Annotated in this window: 17 protein-coding genes and 1 pseudogene; 5 read left to right on the top strand and 13 right to left on the bottom strand. The window is 42.2% G+C overall.

The features are described from left to right. The 5 genes and pseudogenes from F893_RS10785 to ftsY form a co-directional block, all read right to left on the bottom strand. Positions 1-485 (bottom strand): annotated as a pseudogene (locus F893_RS10785) (IS5-like element ISAba31 family transposase); the annotation flags it as partial. A 181-nt stretch (positions 486-666) separates the two neighbouring features. Then, positions 667-1,281 carry a DUF2057 family protein gene (locus tag F893_RS10790; RefSeq protein ID WP_005252023.1) on the bottom strand — a complete coding sequence of 205 codons (615 nt, stop codon included), beginning with the start codon at positions 1,279-1,281 and terminating at the stop codon, positions 667-669. Between the two features lie 204 nt (positions 1,282-1,485). Next, entirely contained in the window at positions 1,486-2,079 is a 594-nt protein-coding gene (locus F893_RS10795; RefSeq protein ID WP_005252025.1) for a nitroreductase family protein, read from the bottom strand. Positions 2,080-2,275: 196 nt separating this feature from the next. Then, complete coding sequence (locus F893_RS10800) at positions 2,276-2,965, bottom strand: nitroreductase family protein (RefSeq protein ID WP_005252027.1); 690 nt, start codon at positions 2,963-2,965, stop codon at positions 2,276-2,278. Positions 2,966-3,142: 177 nt separating this feature from the next. Further along, entirely contained in the window at positions 3,143-4,246 is a 1,104-nt protein-coding gene (ftsY, locus tag F893_RS10805; protein ID WP_005252028.1) for a signal recognition particle-docking protein FtsY, read from the bottom strand. Between the two features lie 177 nt (positions 4,247-4,423). On the opposite strand from ftsY, the gene F893_RS10810 reads away from it, so the two are divergent. Together F893_RS10810 and F893_RS10815 are read left to right on the top strand one after the other, a co-directional pair. Beyond that, on the top strand, positions 4,424-5,833 hold the full coding sequence (locus F893_RS10810) for a M16 family metallopeptidase (protein WP_005252030.1): 1,410 nt from the start codon (positions 4,424-4,426) through the stop codon (positions 5,831-5,833). After that, positions 5,833-7,407, top strand: a complete 1,575-nt coding sequence (locus F893_RS10815) for a M16 family metallopeptidase (RefSeq protein WP_005252032.1) — start codon at positions 5,833-5,835, stop codon at positions 7,405-7,407. The genes F893_RS10810 and F893_RS10815 overlap by 1 nt, the downstream gene beginning before the upstream one ends. Here F893_RS10815 and F893_RS17510 read toward each other — a convergent pair. Beyond that, entirely contained in the window at positions 7,331-7,654 is a 324-nt protein-coding gene (locus F893_RS17510; RefSeq protein WP_004731236.1) for a hypothetical protein, read from the bottom strand. The genes F893_RS10815 and F893_RS17510 overlap by 77 nt on opposite strands. A 98-nt stretch (positions 7,655-7,752) precedes the next feature. Further along, positions 7,753-8,112: a hypothetical protein gene (locus F893_RS10820; protein ID WP_034436454.1), complete on the bottom strand. Its 360-nt coding sequence runs from the start codon at positions 8,110-8,112 to the stop codon at positions 7,753-7,755. A 224-nt stretch (positions 8,113-8,336) separates the two neighbouring features. Between F893_RS10820 and F893_RS10825 the strand changes: the two genes are divergently transcribed. The 3 genes from F893_RS10825 to F893_RS10835 all read left to right on the top strand — a co-directional run bounded on the left by F893_RS10825 (position 8,337) and on the right by F893_RS10835 (position 9,638). Next, positions 8,337-8,570, top strand: coding sequence for an SEL1-like repeat protein (locus F893_RS10825; protein WP_005252035.1), 234 nt, complete (start codon positions 8,337-8,339; stop codon positions 8,568-8,570). A 151-nt stretch (positions 8,571-8,721) separates the two neighbouring features. After that, a complete protein-coding gene (locus F893_RS10830) occupies positions 8,722-9,102 on the top strand; it encodes a DUF2750 domain-containing protein (RefSeq protein WP_004645256.1) in 381 nt (126 codons plus the stop codon). A 104-nt stretch (positions 9,103-9,206) separates the two neighbouring features. Continuing rightward, on the top strand, positions 9,207-9,638 hold the full coding sequence (locus F893_RS10835; RefSeq protein WP_005252037.1) for a CBS domain-containing protein: 432 nt from the start codon (positions 9,207-9,209) through the stop codon (positions 9,636-9,638). 128 nt (positions 9,639-9,766) lie between these two features. Here the strand turns inward: F893_RS10835 and trpB are convergent, their stop codons facing one another. The 6 genes from trpB to F893_RS10865 all read right to left on the bottom strand — a co-directional run bounded on the left by trpB (position 9,767) and on the right by F893_RS10865 (position 15,139). Next, complete coding sequence (gene trpB, locus F893_RS10840; protein WP_005252039.1) at positions 9,767-10,975, bottom strand: tryptophan synthase subunit beta; 1,209 nt, start codon at positions 10,973-10,975, stop codon at positions 9,767-9,769. Positions 10,976-11,082: 107 nt separating this feature from the next. Further along, entirely contained in the window at positions 11,083-12,270 is a 1,188-nt protein-coding gene (locus tag F893_RS10845) for a vWA domain-containing protein (protein WP_005252040.1), read from the bottom strand. Positions 12,271-12,283: 13 nt separating this feature from the next. Next, positions 12,284-13,135 (bottom strand): AAA family ATPase, encoded by an 852-nt coding sequence (locus tag F893_RS10850; RefSeq protein ID WP_005252041.1) that lies wholly within the window; start codon positions 13,133-13,135, stop codon positions 12,284-12,286. Between the two features lie 20 nt (positions 13,136-13,155). Then, positions 13,156-13,539, bottom strand: coding sequence for a hypothetical protein (locus F893_RS10855; RefSeq protein ID WP_005252042.1), 384 nt, complete (start codon positions 13,537-13,539; stop codon positions 13,156-13,158). Between the two features lie 21 nt (positions 13,540-13,560). Continuing rightward, the gene (locus F893_RS10860; protein WP_004278695.1) at positions 13,561-13,866 is read right to left on the bottom strand and encodes a YcgL domain-containing protein; all 306 of its coding nucleotides are present in this window, start codon (positions 13,864-13,866) and stop codon (positions 13,561-13,563) included. 130 nt (positions 13,867-13,996) lie between these two features. After that, positions 13,997-15,139 (bottom strand): ribonuclease D, encoded by a 1,143-nt coding sequence (locus F893_RS10865; protein WP_005252043.1) that lies wholly within the window; start codon positions 15,137-15,139, stop codon positions 13,997-13,999. Positions 15,140-15,262 lie beyond the last annotated feature (123 nt).

Genomic DNA, 15,262 nt, shown 5'->3' on the forward strand with positions numbered 1-15,262 from the left:
CATACCACTTTTGTCTCTTTTAAATCTAATGTTGATATTAAATCAGGTGCAACTTTAACATCATGTGTGGTTCCATCGGTAATCATGAAATCAATAGGATTGCCATGTGCATCAACAATCAAATGTATTTTTGAGGAGTTTCCTCCTACACTTTTAGAAATAGATTGATTCGCTATACCGGCAGAATGTTGATGAGCACGTACATGAGAGCCATCAATAAAAATCCACTCCATATCGGGGCATGAGGCTAGTAATTTGAATAATCTAAGTAACTTACCGTTGCTTGACCAACGATTAAAACGTTTGAAAATAGAGTTTGAATGACCAAAACAACAAGGAATATCTCGCCACGGACAGCCTGTTCTAATTCTATAGAGAATAGCTTCAATAAAATTGCGTAAATTTGAGTTGTGGTGAATGGATAAATTACGCAGAATAACTTTCAACTTTTGCCAGTGTTGATCTGTCAGCATGGTACGAGGCATAGCGAATAGTAAAATTGGGTTTGGCGATTTGATTTTACTACTTCGCTATTTTTTTAAACTAAAAGTGTCAACACACCCTAATTCCGAATGAAAAGTTTAAGCAAATATTAATTTTTCAGCCCTAGTCTCATAAAAAAAGATCACCTTAATGGTGATCTTTTTGATTCTTCATCAAAATATTTTAATTTTCCTGCTCAGCGAGCCAAGTCATAAATTTTTGACGCTCAGCTTTAGAAGCCTTCTGCCATAATTGAATCAGCTGCTGATCATTCTGGTCTGCTGACTGAATATATACAGCTGCAGGTTGATTAACTGGTGTCGCAGCTTGAGTTGTCATATCCACTTTTTTAGTCAGCACACGATTTCCAAACCATGGTTTCGCTCCATCTTTAGCGCCCGCCTGCTGGACTAAGAGCTGATTTTTTGCATCATATAGACCAATAATGGGCTGATCTTTATATTTTTGCGCTGCATCAAAATCTTTAGGCGCCTGAATGAGTGCTAAACGATAAGTTTCTCCATCTTTGAGGCTTGGTGTTTTTACCGTAACCACACCTGACTTTAAAATGTCATGTGAATTATCTGAATGCTGGAAAAATTCGTTATAGCGTACGCTGATCGTATTTACACCTGCATCCAAGCTATAAGTCTGATTAGAACGTAATAGACCTGAATTCACTTCCTGATCATTTACAGCAACAATTTTTATTTCTTCAGGTACTGTTACGGTCACTGCCGAAAAAACTGATGTGCTAAACAGAAACACTGCTGCAGTTGCCGCAATACGTAAACCCATATCCTTTACTCATTTTTGGTTGTTTATTAAAAATTAGCTGCACTATGCCGCGCTTAAATGACAATCTTATGACATAAGCTAGAGCGATACAGCCTGTGTTTTTAGCATTTATTTGCTAGAGATATCATATCCAAATCCAAATCCAACTCTAAGACATAAAAAAAGAAGCATCAAAGTGCTTCTTTTTTTATAATCTAAAATCATTTATGCAAAAGTCTTAAAGCGCTCTGCATCATCCATAAAGGTTTTTTCACCTGCAGGTGCTTCAATTGACCCAAATACCAGTTGAGCGCTAAGCTTCCAGTGAGATGGAATCTCGAAAGTTTGTGCGACTTCTTCATCAATAATTGGATTGTAGTGCTGCAATGAAGCACCGATATTTTTTTCTGCCAAAGCGGTCCAGGTTGCAAACTGTGCAATAGCGGAAGAATGCTCAGACCAGACCGGGAAGTTATCGGCATAGAGTGCAAACTGCTCCTGCATCGACTTCACCACGTTCTGGTCTTCATAAAACAGTGCGGTACCATAACCTGCAGCAAAAGCATTGATCTTGCTATTGGTTGATTCAAATGCATCTGCTGAAACCAGATCACGTAAAGTTTCACGTACAATATGCCAGAAAGTATCATGTGATTGACCAAATAAAATCACCACACGCGAGGTTTGCGAGTTAAAAGATGACGGACTGTGCTTCACCGCATCTTTAATGATTTTCTCAATTTCTGCTTGATCCAGCTCTACACTTTTTCCAATTGAATAAATGCTACGGCGTTGTTTGATTTGATCTAAAAATGCCATGAATTCACCTCTATATATTTTGATTATTAAAAAATCGATAAAGTCATACTACGTGCTTTAAGCACCCAAGACAGGTGCATTTCGATAACAATGTGTTTTATTTATAGAACAATCAGATTTAGATCTGGGTAGCGTATTTGTATCTGATTTTATCTGCAGCTTCCATGCTGTCACATATAAAGTTCTCTATAAACTTTTAATTAAATACTTTGAAACGGTGCTGATCCGGCTTTTGTAATTTTTCTTCTACTGTTTGTTCAATTGATCCAAAGCAAAGTTGGGCTCGCAACAACCAGTTCTTTTCAATTTCAAAATGCTCAGCGACCCTTTCATCAATCAGTGGATTGTAGTGCTGTAAGGATGCCCCTAAGCCAGAATCTGCCAGCGTCATCCACACAGCAAATTGCGCCATACCGGAAGTTTGTTCCGACCACGCTGGAAAATCCTCACTATTTAATGGCATTTTCTTTTGCAATTGTTGAATCACGGCTTGATCTTTATAAAACAAAACCGTGCCATAGGCAGCAGCACATTGATTCAACTTGATTTCCATCCCTTCGTAAATATATGCCGGCATATGCTGACGCTGTACCTGTTTCACAATTTCCCAGAATTGATGATGAGAATCTGCGAATAACACCACAATGCGCGTAGTTTGAGAATCATAAGCCGAAGGACAACTCCGCACTGCTTCCTGAATGATTTCGCTAAGATAAGCCTGACTAGAATGTACCCGCTTACCGAGTTGATCGATACTACGGCGCTTTTTCAATTGATCGACAAAAGTCAATTCTAAATCATCATTCAGTTTATTTTTTCTTGAAAATTTAAAATCCTTGGTTATATCGCTTGTTAATACCTGACCAATCTTATTTAGCAATGCCATTTTCTACCCCACAAAAAACAAGCCAAATCAGCTTAGAGAATCCCCTACAATTATAAGGCCTTTGTTGAGATGAGCAGATTTAGTGGTGGTTTTGCTGTTGATTTTTACAACACTCAAACCAGGCAAAAACAACAAACTCCGCACTTGGCGGAGTTTGTGTGAAGCATTGCGCATTATTTATTTTTCAGTTTCAAATAATGCAGCAACAAAAGATTTGGCAGAGAATGGACGCAAGTCATCAATTTTTTCACCCACACCAATAAAGCGAATCGGCACATGAGTACGACTGGCGATATTAAACAGTACCCCACCTTTGGCAGTACCATCAAGTTTGGTAATAGTTAAGCCCGTCAAGCCTACTGCCTCATCAAACATCTCGACCTGATTAATGGCATTCTGACCAGTACCGGCATCGACCACCAACATCACTTCATGTGGCGCAGTGGCATCAATTTTCTGCATCACACGTTTTACTTTGGTCAATTCCTGCATCAAATGACCTTTGTTATGCAAACGACCCGCTGTGTCTGCAATCAATACATCCACACCTTTGGCACGCGCACTTTCAAAAGCATCGAAAATCACTGAAGCTGAGTCAGCACCATGACCCTGAGCAACAACCGCAATATTATTACGCTCACCCCAGATCTGGAGCTGTTCAGTTGCAGCCGCACGGAAAGTATCGCCTGCTGCCAACATGACGGTCTTGCCTTCACCTTGCAGGCGCTTTGCCAACTTGCCAATGGTAGTCGTTTTACCGACACCATTCACACCAACTACCAAAATCACATAAGGCGATTTATTCGGATCAATATGCAGCGGTTTTACCCGTGGTGCCAATAAAGCCACCAGTTCTTCCTGAAGCGCTTTATAGAGTGAATGCGAATAGATCAAATCACCACGTGCCGTACGTTCAGTCAGGTTAGCAATAATGGTCTTGGTGGCTTCCACACCAATATCTGCTACCAGAAGCTGCTCTTCGACTTCTTCTAATAATTCATCATCAATTTCTTTACCGCCGATCAGGATATTCACCATCCCATCGGCAAGGTTTTTACGGGTTTTGGTTAAACCCACTTTCATACGGCTAAAGAAGCCAGCTTTCGCAGCAGAATCTTCATTTTCAGTTTCTGTTTCGACAGGTGCAGAAACTACAGCTGTTTCGCTTGGCGTTTCTACGATAGGCACATTGACCGCAGGTAAGCTCGGTAATGTGACATCATCATCTCCGATATCAGCATCAATCAAAAATTTGTTTTGCCCATTAGATTGCTGTTGCATGCCGAATCCTTGAAAAGCATTGCGTTAAAAACCCAGATTCTACCATAACTTGCCTGCTTTGCAGCTAGCAATGCAAATGCTGGACAAACATACCAAAAAGCTACAGCTCTCGGTTGCTTTCAAGCACACATTTATTAAAAATAACTCTAAATACAAATGCCTATTTCAGGAGATCTAGTGTTCATCACCTTTTTGACTATCTCCTCTTTCTCGCAAATGATCAAACAGACGCTTTATCCACTCGGCGCAGCAGTCTTACTCAGTCTGAGTTTTAGCTCGGCTCAGGCACAAACCCGAAGCGAATTGTCACGGACTACTTTTGAAACCACGTTAAGTAATGGTTTAAAAGTCATTATTCGGGAAGACCATCGTGCGCCCATGGTAATGACACAAATCTGGTACAAAGTTGGCAGCAGCGATGAATCTGGAAATATTCTGGGAGTTTCACATGCACTTGAACATATGATGTTCAAAGGCACCCATAAAGTTCCAAATGATGAATTTACTCGCCTGAGCCGGATTTATGGCGGCAGCATCAATGCGGCTACCTTTACCAATTACACCAATTATTATCAGCTCTATCCTAAGGCCTATTTTCCTATGGCCTTGGAACTTGAGTCTGATCGGATGAGTAATTTACTGCTTCGACAGCAGGACTTCGAGCCAGAAATTAAAGTGGTGATGGAAGAACGGCGCCAACGCACCGACGACAATCCGCGGGCGCAAGCCTTTGAACGGTTTAAATGGATCAGTTATCCGACCAGTCATTATCGCCAGCCGGTGATTGGACACATGAAAACTCTGAATAATATTCAGTTGAATGATGTCAAAAAATGGTATCGGGACTGGTACAGTCCGAATAATGCCATTCTGGTGATTGTGGGGAACGTAGAATCTGAAGCTGCTTTGGCTCAGGTACAAAAATATTTTGCTGACATTCCCGCGCGTCCAACCCCAGCACGCAATGATGTACTGGAGTTTGAGCGTTTGGGTTATCGCCATATGGAGATCAATAGCAATGTTCAGGTGCCCAATCTGTACATGACCTGGAATGTAAAATCCCTTGGCACTGCCAAAAACCCCCAAGATGCTTATGCCTTGACCATTATTCGCAGTCTTTTGGACAGTGGCATTTCTTCGCGCCTGCAAGACCGATTGGTACGTGATCGTAAAATTCTGACCTCTGTCAGCGTTTCTTATGATCCCTATAATCGCGGCGACAGCCTGTTTGGTATTTCTACCTTACCTGCGCCGGGCATCTCTTTGCAAGAAGCACAACAAGCAATTCAGGATGAAGTGGATTTACTTAAAACTACAGCGATGACCCAACAGGAAGTGGATCGTATCAGTACCCGCTTTATTTCCAATTTGATCTATAGCCAGGATGATATTGCCGGACAAGCCAAAATGATTGGCAATCTGGAAGTCAATGGCTTGAGTTATCGCCTGATGGATGAATTACCGAAACACTTTGAAAGTGTCAGCGTTCAGGATATCCAGCGTGTCGCAAACGCCTATTTTGTACGTGAAAATCTCAGCACGCTTTATCTCTCTCCTGAACAAAACACCCAGCAACGGGGATTATAATGCTTCAACTTCGTTCATTTTTGCTTATTTCAATTTTAAGTCTTAGCTCGGCTACCCATGCAAAAAACTATCTGGATCCCCAGCCTAACCAAAATGATAATCCGAGTCAGTTACAGTCTATCCCTTTGCTGCAAAGCTTAAAAAATATTAATCAGCAACGGGATTTTCAGGCGCCTTATATTCATGATCTAAACAATCGCTACAAAGTACGCACGCTGTTTGTTGAAACGCAAGATCTTCCCATGGTAGATATCCAGCTGACCTTTAATGCCGGTTCGGCCCGTGATCAGGAAATTGCCAAAGGCCTATATGGTCTATCCAATATGGCAGCCAAGTTGATGCGTGAAGGAACCGACAAATATAGCGCCAATCAGGTGGCGGAAGTTTTTGACCAAACCGGAGCACAATTCAGCGTACAAGCCTATCGGGATATGTTTGTGGTTCGTCTGCGTACGCTTTCAGACCCGGAAAAACTGGAACCCGCATTGGGCATGCTGATGGAGGTTCTCAAGAATGCATCATTTAAACCATCCAGCATTAATCTGGCTTTAAGCAATACCCAAGTGGGACAAAAACAGCTGCAGGAAAATCCAAGCCGACTCATGGATATCCGTTTTTATCGTGCCCTATATGGTCAACACCCTTATGCAGAACCAATCACTGGTACCCAAGGCAGTACCAAGAAAATTAACGCAGAATTATTGAAAAAATTTCGTGATCAGTTTTTGGTGGCGCAAAATATGAATATTTCCATTACTGGAAAACTCAGCCCGAAACAGGCACTGGAACTGTCTGAACGCATTGCCGGTAATTTACCCCAAGGGCAAAAAGCAGTGCGATTGCCACAACCTGAAACTCAATCTGGTTTTGAAGTGGTACATCTACCCTATAACTCGTCTCAGGCGCATGTCACCTTTGGGCATTTAGGCCCAACTCGCTTTACTGAAGATAAACTGGCTTTAGAGGTCGCCAATCGCATGTTTGGCGGTAGCGGATTTAATGCGGTATTGATGCAGGAACTGCGGGTGAAACGTGGTTTTACTTATGGCGCTTATAGTTCGTTGAGCTTTAGTCAGGCACCGGGCGTATTCAGCTTTAAGTATTCCACGCGTCAGGATCAACTGCTAGATAGCATTCAGGTCGCACATCAAGCATTTATCAACTTTGTCAGTCAACCTATTGATACTCAGCGTCTGGAAGAAACCAAAGCAGGCATGTTACGTGCTTTTCCTAATAATTACAGCAGTAATGCCACCATTAATGCCCAGCTAGGCAATATGGGTTTTTATAGTGAGCAAACTGATTATTTATCCAGTTATCCAGAACGCTTGGCTAAAATCACAGCGGCAGATGTACAAAATGCAGTGCGCAAGCATTTTCATCCTGATCGCTTAACCCTGGTCGTTGTCAATAAAGAACTGGATCAAAATGCTTTGAAAATGCGTTTGGAACAGAATTTAATGGATGCCAATTATTACCTACCAACAAATCCTATGCCTAAGGCATCTCCACAGAGACCGGCGGAAGCTGACGTGCCCGAAGCGATTCCTGCTGATAAGCCTGCATCAATTTAAGGTACTGCCCACGACGGATATGCTGCTGCTCTAACAAGGCGAGTGCCATATCTTGGGTTTGGGGAAGGTTTTGCTGTTTAGACAGTTGTTGAATCTGGGTGACTTGGGAAAGGCTAAGCGGACGATATAAAGCAAATGCGGCTAAAAGTAGAATGACCGCAATAATAAAAATAACCACACTGTTATAAATCTGTTCCAGTTTGATTCTGCTGAAAAATTGGCTTAGTTTTTCTGTATCTATAGACATACACTACCTCAGGTTAGAGGTAGTGTATGGTCGCAGTTACATAAGTTCAAGTCAGCGCACTGAATATTCATAAGAGCTGAATCCTGCTATTTCGAGGACTAATTCATGATTCTGGTAATAATTGTTGAATACAGTACCAATGCAACAACAAGCAATACCAGTGCAATTGCAAATTTACTTAAGCCGGCTTCTGCTTCAGGCGGATGTAAGCGATCCTCATCTGCAATTCGGACCAGCTCACCATTATAGAGTTTATAAAACTGCTCACGCTGGTTTTCATCCAGCGCACGAGTAAAATCATATACTTCTTTACGTTGTGCCAGCCCATAATCGCCTAGATGGGTATGTTTACTGAATATAGCTTGATCGAGTTTTTTACGATGCAAATCGGCAAGTTCCATAATTTGACCTGCAGTCGGAGGCATATCAAATTTCACACCATCTAAAGTTCTTGTCATCATGGCCTTCTCCTTATTGTTTGCTATCCATTTACAATGTAGCTTAATAATATTTATAGTTGTGTATAGTTTAATCAGTTAAACTATAACTGAAGTAAACGAATAAAATCGAATAGTTGACTTTTCCATTATTTTGTAATATTAGTTTAACAATACTAATTTATATTTGTATTTAGACTAAATAGTCTATCCTGTAATCATAATTAAAATTAAGGAGTTTTTATATGATACATCAACTCTCTCAACACGATCTGGAACATCTGTACGCAGATGCCGTGAATACCATTCAATCGCAAATGAACTTTGCTGATGCGGTAAAACAGCTTGAAGAAGCCGCTCGTGCTGGCCATGGTAAAGCAGCGCTTTTTTTAGCAGAACTTTATTATCAAGGTTTCCGTGTAGAACGAGATTCACTCAAAGCCCAGTACTGGCAAAACATGGCCACCATGCAAGCATAAAGAAACGTCACCTAGGTGGCGTTTTTTTCAGCCCTTTTTTCAATAAATAGCAATCAATACATATTTTCTTACGAATCCTTGCAAAGCTGAAACAGTAATTTCATATAAAGTTCCTAGAATAGAGCCTGAACTCCAATAGCACTTTATTCTAATGAAACCACGAAAAATTATTCAATTTGATCCGATCTGCAAAAACTTTCTGTTAAAGATCACGATGCTTAAATCTTTGATGAATTGTGGCGAGCTATGGGGCGCATATCACCAAGGCTGGGCGATGATGCGTGACCAGGAAGATTGTATCTTTCCATTCTGGCTCAATCCGCTGGATGCTAAAAATTATGCCCAGCAACATTGGCCGGATTACATTCCGCGTAAAATCAATTCTGAAGATTTTGAAAATGCATTATTGCCGACCCTGTCTCGACTGAATGTTACGCCAGCCCTGTTCAACACCAATGGAACCAAACTCAAACTGACTGCTGCACAGATGCGTCATCTGTTTTTTTCGCAACAAAGACTGCACATTGCTTAAATAACATGCTATTTATAAAGACTAAAACCTAAACACTTAGAGATGTTCAGGTTGAATACATACTCTAGGATTAATAATAAATTGACCAATAAGGATGATTAAGCATGACCAATGTGGCACAGGTGCTCAGTGAAAAAACACATCAAGCTATTTATACCATCCGTCCAGATTCTACCGTTTTAGAGGCCATCACTTTGATGGCAGATAAAGGAATCGGGGCGCTTGTGGTAACCCATGAAGACAACGTGGTGGGGATTTTGTCAGAGCGGGATTACACGCGTAAGATCGCCCTGATGCAAAGAACCTCATTCGACACCACTGTTAATGAAATCATGACCTCTAAAGTGATTACCGTAAATACAGCTACTAGCGTAGAAGACTGTTTATCTTTGATGACTGAACGCCACCTACGCCACTTACCTGTGGTCGAACATGAAAAACTGATCGGTCTGATTTCAATTGGGGATTTGGTCAAGGCCGCCATGGATGACCAACGCAAATTGATTGAACAGTTACAGCAATATATCTCAGGTTAAAACATCATCTAGCTTTCTCTAAGGCATTTGAAGATCACTTAAATGATACAAAATAAAGTTTTATATCTGATGCATAAAAAATCCCGGCACATGTACCGGGATTTTTTATATGAACATTTTGACTAAAATCAGTTGAGACCTAATTTTTCTGCAACATAATCTGAGTCTTTATCACCACGACCCGATAGGTTCACTACAATCTTGATATCTTTTGGCAATTTACCCGCTTCACGAATGGCCCAAGCCACCGCATGCGAACTTTCTAGTGCAGGTACAATGCCTTCTACACGTGACAAGGTCATGAATGCATCCAGACATTCCTGATCGGTGGCAGTGGTGTACTCTACCCGACCCAAATCTTTCAGCAAGCTATGCTGCGGCCCCACACCCGGATAATCCAGACCAGAAGCAATTGAATGCACTGGCAATGGCTCGCCCTGTTCATCTTCTAGCACATAACAGGCCATACCATGTAACTGGCTCGGTTTACCTAAGGTCAAAGTAGCTGAATGCATATCGGTATCTAAACCATGACCTGCCGGCTCAACGCCAACCAGTTTCACATCGGGTTCATTTAAAAATGCAGTGAATGCGCCTACTGCATTAGAACCACCACCAACAAAGGCAACAACATAATCAGGATTTGCACCAAAACGTTCATTGGCCTGAACTTTAATTTCATCGCCAATAATCGACTGGAAGTCACGAACCATCATCGGGAATGGGTGCGGTCCAACCACCGAACCGATAGCATAGATGTAATTTTTCGGATCTTTCAAATATTCTTCAAAAGCACTGTCGACTGCATCTTTGAGTGTGGCTGTACCACGCGTCACAGAAATCAGCTTGGCACCCAGAATTTTCATCTTGACGACGTTTGGATGCTCTTTTTCAATATCTACTTGCCCCATATGAATTTCACATGGGATACCCACCAAGGCACATGCAGTTGCCAAAGCAACACCATGCTGGCCGGCACCGGTTTCTGCAATGACTTTGGTCTTGCCCATATATTTCGCAAGTAAAGCTTCACCCAGACAATGATTGATCTTGTGCGCCCCGGTATGGTTCAGATCTTCACGTTTCAGATAAATCTGCGCCCCGCCAAGCTGTTCAGAAAGACGTTTGGCATGAAATAAAGGACTTGGGCGACCGACATAATGGGCAAACAGATCTTTCAATTCATTCTGAAACTCTTCAGTCTGACGAATTTCCTGATAGGCCATATTAATATCATCCATGGCCTGTTTCAGATCGGGTGGAATAAACTGACCGCCATACTGACCAAAAAAACCCTCTTCATTCGGTAACGCAATACCATTAATTTGATGAGCCATAATAATTCCTGAATATTGGAATAAGGTATAACAAGTGACTTTATACTAGAATAATTCGTTTTAAAGCACTAATAACTATAGATAAAGTCACTTATAGATAAATGGAATCAACGCGCCAGATATTTGGTCATATCCTCAATGCCTTTTAAGGTCATTGGAAACATATGATCTTCAAAGATTTGCTTAATCAGACCAATAGTATGCGTGTAATGCCAGTATTTTTCTTCTTCAGGATTGAGCCAGGCGGTTTTATCAAAATGCTGACGCAGACGCTGTAACCAGACCTGTCCTGCTTCATCATTCATGTATTCGACCGAACCACCGACGGAGTTCAACTCATAGGGTGCCATGCTGGCATCACCCACTACAATCACCCGGTAATCCCGTCCATAGGTATTGAACAGATCCCAAGTATTCATGCGCGAGCTGGAACGACGGACATTATCTTTCCAGACATAGTCGTACAGACAGTTATGGAAATAGAAATATTCCAGAGTCTTAAATTCGGTTTTGGCGGCGCTAAACAGTTTTTCACACTGAGCGATATGTGCATCCATCGATCCGCCAATATCAAACAGCATTAGTACTTTAATACGGTTACGGCGCTCCGGTACCAATTGTACATCCAGAATACCCTGCTTAGCCGTTTCACGAATCGTACCATCAATATCCAGTTCTTCGGCTGCACCCTGACGGGCAAACTTACGCAAACGGCGCAATGCCATCTGCATCTGGCGGCTACCCAAAATCTGCTCATCGTCCAGATTGCGGTATTGACGCTGCTCCCAGACTTTCACCGCAGAACGCTTACGCCCCGGCCCGCCAATACGCACACCTTCAGGATGATCGCCATAAGCACCAAAGGGTGAAGTCCCACCGGTACCAATCATCTTGTTACCACCCTGATGTTTTTTATGCTGTTCGCGCAGGCGCTCTTCCAGCATTTTCATCAGTTCTTCCAGGGAACCGGCCTTTTTCAGCTCTTCGCGCTGCTCCGGGGTCAGATGCTTCTCGAGTAATTCGAGATCAAACCAGTCTTTGGGCAGCTTATGCACCTGATTTAGCAGCTCATCCAGATCAAAGGTCGCGATACCATCAAAATAGTCTTTCATGGCGCGATCGAACTTGTCGAAATAGCGCTCGTCCTTGACCATTATAGTTTTGGCAAGCTGATAGAACTCGTCCTGATCGGCAAAGACCAGTCCTGCGGCAACTGCCTGATTGAGATCAATCAGTTCGCGGGTCGATACCGGTACACCGTATTTGCGTAAGGTATAAAACAGTCGCACAAACATGCGTGTTTCTCCCTTAACGACGTGACATAAATGCTAGACGTTCGAGCAACTGCACATCTTGCTCATTCTTGATTAATGCACCGTACAAAGGTGGAATTGCTTTAGATTTATCAGTATTGCGCAGAATATCTTCCGGCATGTCGTCAGCCATGAGTAGACTGAGCCAGTCGATCAGTTCAGACGTTGAAGGTGGTTTTTTTAAACCCGGAATCTGGCGCAATTTAAAGAAAACCTGTAAGGCTTCATTCACCAGTGTGGTCGAAATATTGGCAAAATGCACATCAATGATTTCACGCATGGTGGCTTCATCTGGGAATTCGATGTAATGGAAGAAGCAACGACGCAGGAAAGCATCTGGCAATTCTTTTTCATTATTTGAGGTAATGATCACGATTGGGCGCTGAGTTGCGGTAATGGTCTCGCCTGTCTCGTACACATAGAACGACATTTTATCGAGTTCATGCAGCAAGTCATTTGGAAACTCGATGTCTGCCTTGTCAATTTCATCAATCAGCAGAACACAGCGTTCTTCACTGGTAAATGCTTCCCACAATTTGCCCGGCTTGATGTAGTTCTTGATGTCATAGACACGGTCATCACCCAACTGGCTATCGCGCAAGCGCGATACTGCATCATATTCATACAGACCTTGCTGTGCTTTGGTAGTAGACTTGATGTGCCAGGTGATCAATTTTAAACCCAGACTTTGTGCGACTTGCTCGGCCAGTAAAGTCTTACCTGTACCCGGCTCCCCTTTGACCAGCAACGGTTTTTGCAAACTGCGTGCAGCTTTCACCGCAAGTTTTAAACTGTCAGTCGCGATGTACTGATCGGTACCTGAAAATTGTTGAATATCAGCAGACATGATTGAACCTTATTTTTTACTTACAGCGGTGAACTTTTCTCGTGAACACGAATATTGCTTTTGTTCGACACATAAGTCGACCAGCAATAGCCAATCACAGATCCGATCCCAATGACAAATAAAATAAGTGACGCATTAATCCAAACCAGGGATTGCTCTTTGGTAAACACCCCAAATAACAGACCGAAGATCGCAGGTGCAATAGAAGCATTCGCCCCCTCAGATACCGTCGGTGTCAACAGAATGGCAAAGGCCACAATCCACAAAAAACCGCCCATAGGTTTAGGTAGACGTTTGGTTACGCCATACCAGCACCATAAAGCAATCAGGCTGCCGAGCAAATAAACTGCTACGGCAATGCTCTGTTCAGGAATTGAGTCTAATACAGCCACATAACCATTCATTTCACAACTCCTGAATTAACATTAAGCACCGCGTAAACCTTCTGGTGCGACCGCATTTGGATCAATCAAGCCTTCTGGTGGCATTTGCAGGAAGAAACCGCGGGTTTCAATAGAATCCATGACATGCAAGACATTGGCACGTGCCAGTTTACGTGATTCGCTTAATTCAAGATGCATGACAAAAGTCGCACGTCCAAATGCTGCCTGTACTGCTTCAGTCAATACGCTTAAAGGTTCGAATGTTTCAGCTTCGCTTTCATTCGCAGGACGCGCCACATACAGATACATTTCACTTTTTTTACTGGATTTGTAGATAGACACTTGCATATTTCAAACGACTTTTCTGGAAAAACAACCGCAAGGATACATCAAAAAAAAGACAGAAACATTAGCCACGTCTCATGCATCAGTCGTGATTTTGTATAATTGCTTTTTCTTTAACCAATCCTGTAGCTAATCACTCGCTGACTTTCATCTGGGTAGACAGATAAGATTCGTCCTGATGCAATACCTGAATCAGTGGCCGAGTTAATAACTCATAGCGCCACCCAAGCAGATAATCCGGCAGATCCTGTTCATCCTTGTGAAAAACTACATGCTGATACAGTGCATTCAACCATTTCTTGCGCATCAGCACTTCTTTCGGAATTGAGGTTTCATTGACGACATTCTGAATAATTGAATCAATTTTTTCGCCGATATCTTTGGAAGAATGGCGAATTGGACGTGCCAGACGTAAAGGCCAGTTTGCCGGCTCCGGCAGGAATTTCAGTAAATCTAAAATGGTTTTGCCATGCTCACGAACCACATTCGAACGAATGTCTTTCACATGACTCAGCTGGAAATTATTGCGCGGGAATTTTTCCACCAGATCAATCATGCTGGCATTTTTCAAAATGAAACTGCGTGGCTGATTCAGTGCTTTGGCAATCTGATCACGCCAAACCATTAATTGCTGCAATTGCATCAGCTGACGGCGTGAATGCCGGTAATTGCCGACATCCTGATACAACAAGGCAGTTGGGGTATCTTCGCCAATTTCCTGAGTCAGAAAACGGCAATCTTGCAAGGCAAAATCCAGCAGATCTTTCGAATCCAGATCCTGTTTAATTTTCTCTGACAGTTGCACCAGATAATGCACATCATTGGCAGCATAGAGCAACTGTTCGGAACTGAGTGGACGCGCCAACCAGTCAGAACGGGTCTGGTCTTTTTCGATATCGACTTCCAGCATCTGCTTCAATGCATTTTGATAGCTGACTTGCAGACCATGCCCAAGAAAAGACATGCCAACCTGAGTGTCAAATACATTACTCAGCGATTTCTTCTGGGTATAGTGATAGATCAGGTCGATATCTTCACTACAAGCGTGAAAAATATTCTGCTGTGCGTTAAAAATTTTATTAAGGAACTCAGTCAGATCCAGCGTGGTTCCATCCAACAAATAGACCTTGTTGTCTACGTTAATCTGAAAAACACCCAGCTTAGGCCATAAGGTATCAACCTTGATAAACTCGGTATCCAGCCCATAAACTGAATTCTGATCCATCAGCTTCAGTACATGAGTTAAGTCGTTTTGATGTTGAATAAATTGAAACATAGAACTGAGTCTAAGATTAGATTCTCGATAGATCCATATTAACTGATCTATAGAATTTTTGTATAAAAAATAACGTCAATTCTGCCCTATTTCCTAAAAAATGGCGCTTACTTATCAGGATTT

Origin of the sequence: Acinetobacter sp. CIP 102136 (assembly GCF_000369685.1) — a bacterium.
In the GTDB taxonomy this organism is placed as follows: domain Bacteria; phylum Pseudomonadota; class Gammaproteobacteria; order Pseudomonadales; family Moraxellaceae; genus Acinetobacter; species Acinetobacter fasciculus.

Bases quoted from the DNA above. Each gene is read 5' to 3' on its own strand.
- F893_RS10850 (WP_005252041.1), bottom strand. From the start codon at position 13,135: ATGTCTGCTGATATTCAACAATTTTCAGGTACCGATCAGTACATCGCG.
- F893_RS10800 (WP_005252027.1), bottom strand. From the start codon at position 2,965: ATGGCATTGCTAAATAAGATTGGTCAGGTATTAACAAGCGATATAACC.
- F893_RS10860 (WP_004278695.1), bottom strand. From the start codon at position 13,866: ATGCAAGTGTCTATCTACAAATCCAGTAAAAAAAGTGAAATGTATCTG.
- ftsY (WP_005252028.1), bottom strand. From the start codon at position 4,246: ATGCAACAGCAATCTAATGGGCAAAACAAATTTTTGATTGATGCTGAT.
- F893_RS10790 (WP_005252023.1), bottom strand. From the start codon at position 1,281: ATGGGTTTACGTATTGCGGCAACTGCAGCAGTGTTTCTGTTTAGCACA.
- F893_RS10825 (WP_005252035.1), top strand. From the start codon at position 8,337: ATGATACATCAACTCTCTCAACACGATCTGGAACATCTGTACGCAGAT.
- F893_RS10820 (WP_034436454.1), bottom strand. From the start codon at position 8,112: ATGACAAGAACTTTAGATGGTGTGAAATTTGATATGCCTCCGACTGCA.
- F893_RS10835 (WP_005252037.1), top strand. From the start codon at position 9,207: ATGACCAATGTGGCACAGGTGCTCAGTGAAAAAACACATCAAGCTATT.
- F893_RS10855 (WP_005252042.1), bottom strand. From the start codon at position 13,539: ATGAATGGTTATGTGGCTGTATTAGACTCAATTCCTGAACAGAGCATT.
- trpB (WP_005252039.1), bottom strand. From the start codon at position 10,975: ATGGCTCATCAAATTAATGGTATTGCGTTACCGAATGAAGAGGGTTTT.
- F893_RS10815 (WP_005252032.1), top strand. From the start codon at position 5,833: ATGCTTCAACTTCGTTCATTTTTGCTTATTTCAATTTTAAGTCTTAGC.
- F893_RS17510 (WP_004731236.1), bottom strand. From the start codon at position 7,654: ATGTCTATAGATACAGAAAAACTAAGCCAATTTTTCAGCAGAATCAAA.
- F893_RS10795 (WP_005252025.1), bottom strand. From the start codon at position 2,079: ATGGCATTTTTAGATCAAATCAAACAACGCCGTAGCATTTATTCAATT.
- F893_RS10830 (WP_004645256.1), top strand. From the start codon at position 8,722: ATGAAACCACGAAAAATTATTCAATTTGATCCGATCTGCAAAAACTTT.
- F893_RS10845 (WP_005252040.1), bottom strand. From the start codon at position 12,270: ATGTTTGTGCGACTGTTTTATACCTTACGCAAATACGGTGTACCGGTA.
- F893_RS10865 (WP_005252043.1), bottom strand. From the start codon at position 15,139: ATGTTTCAATTTATTCAACATCAAAACGACTTAACTCATGTACTGAAG.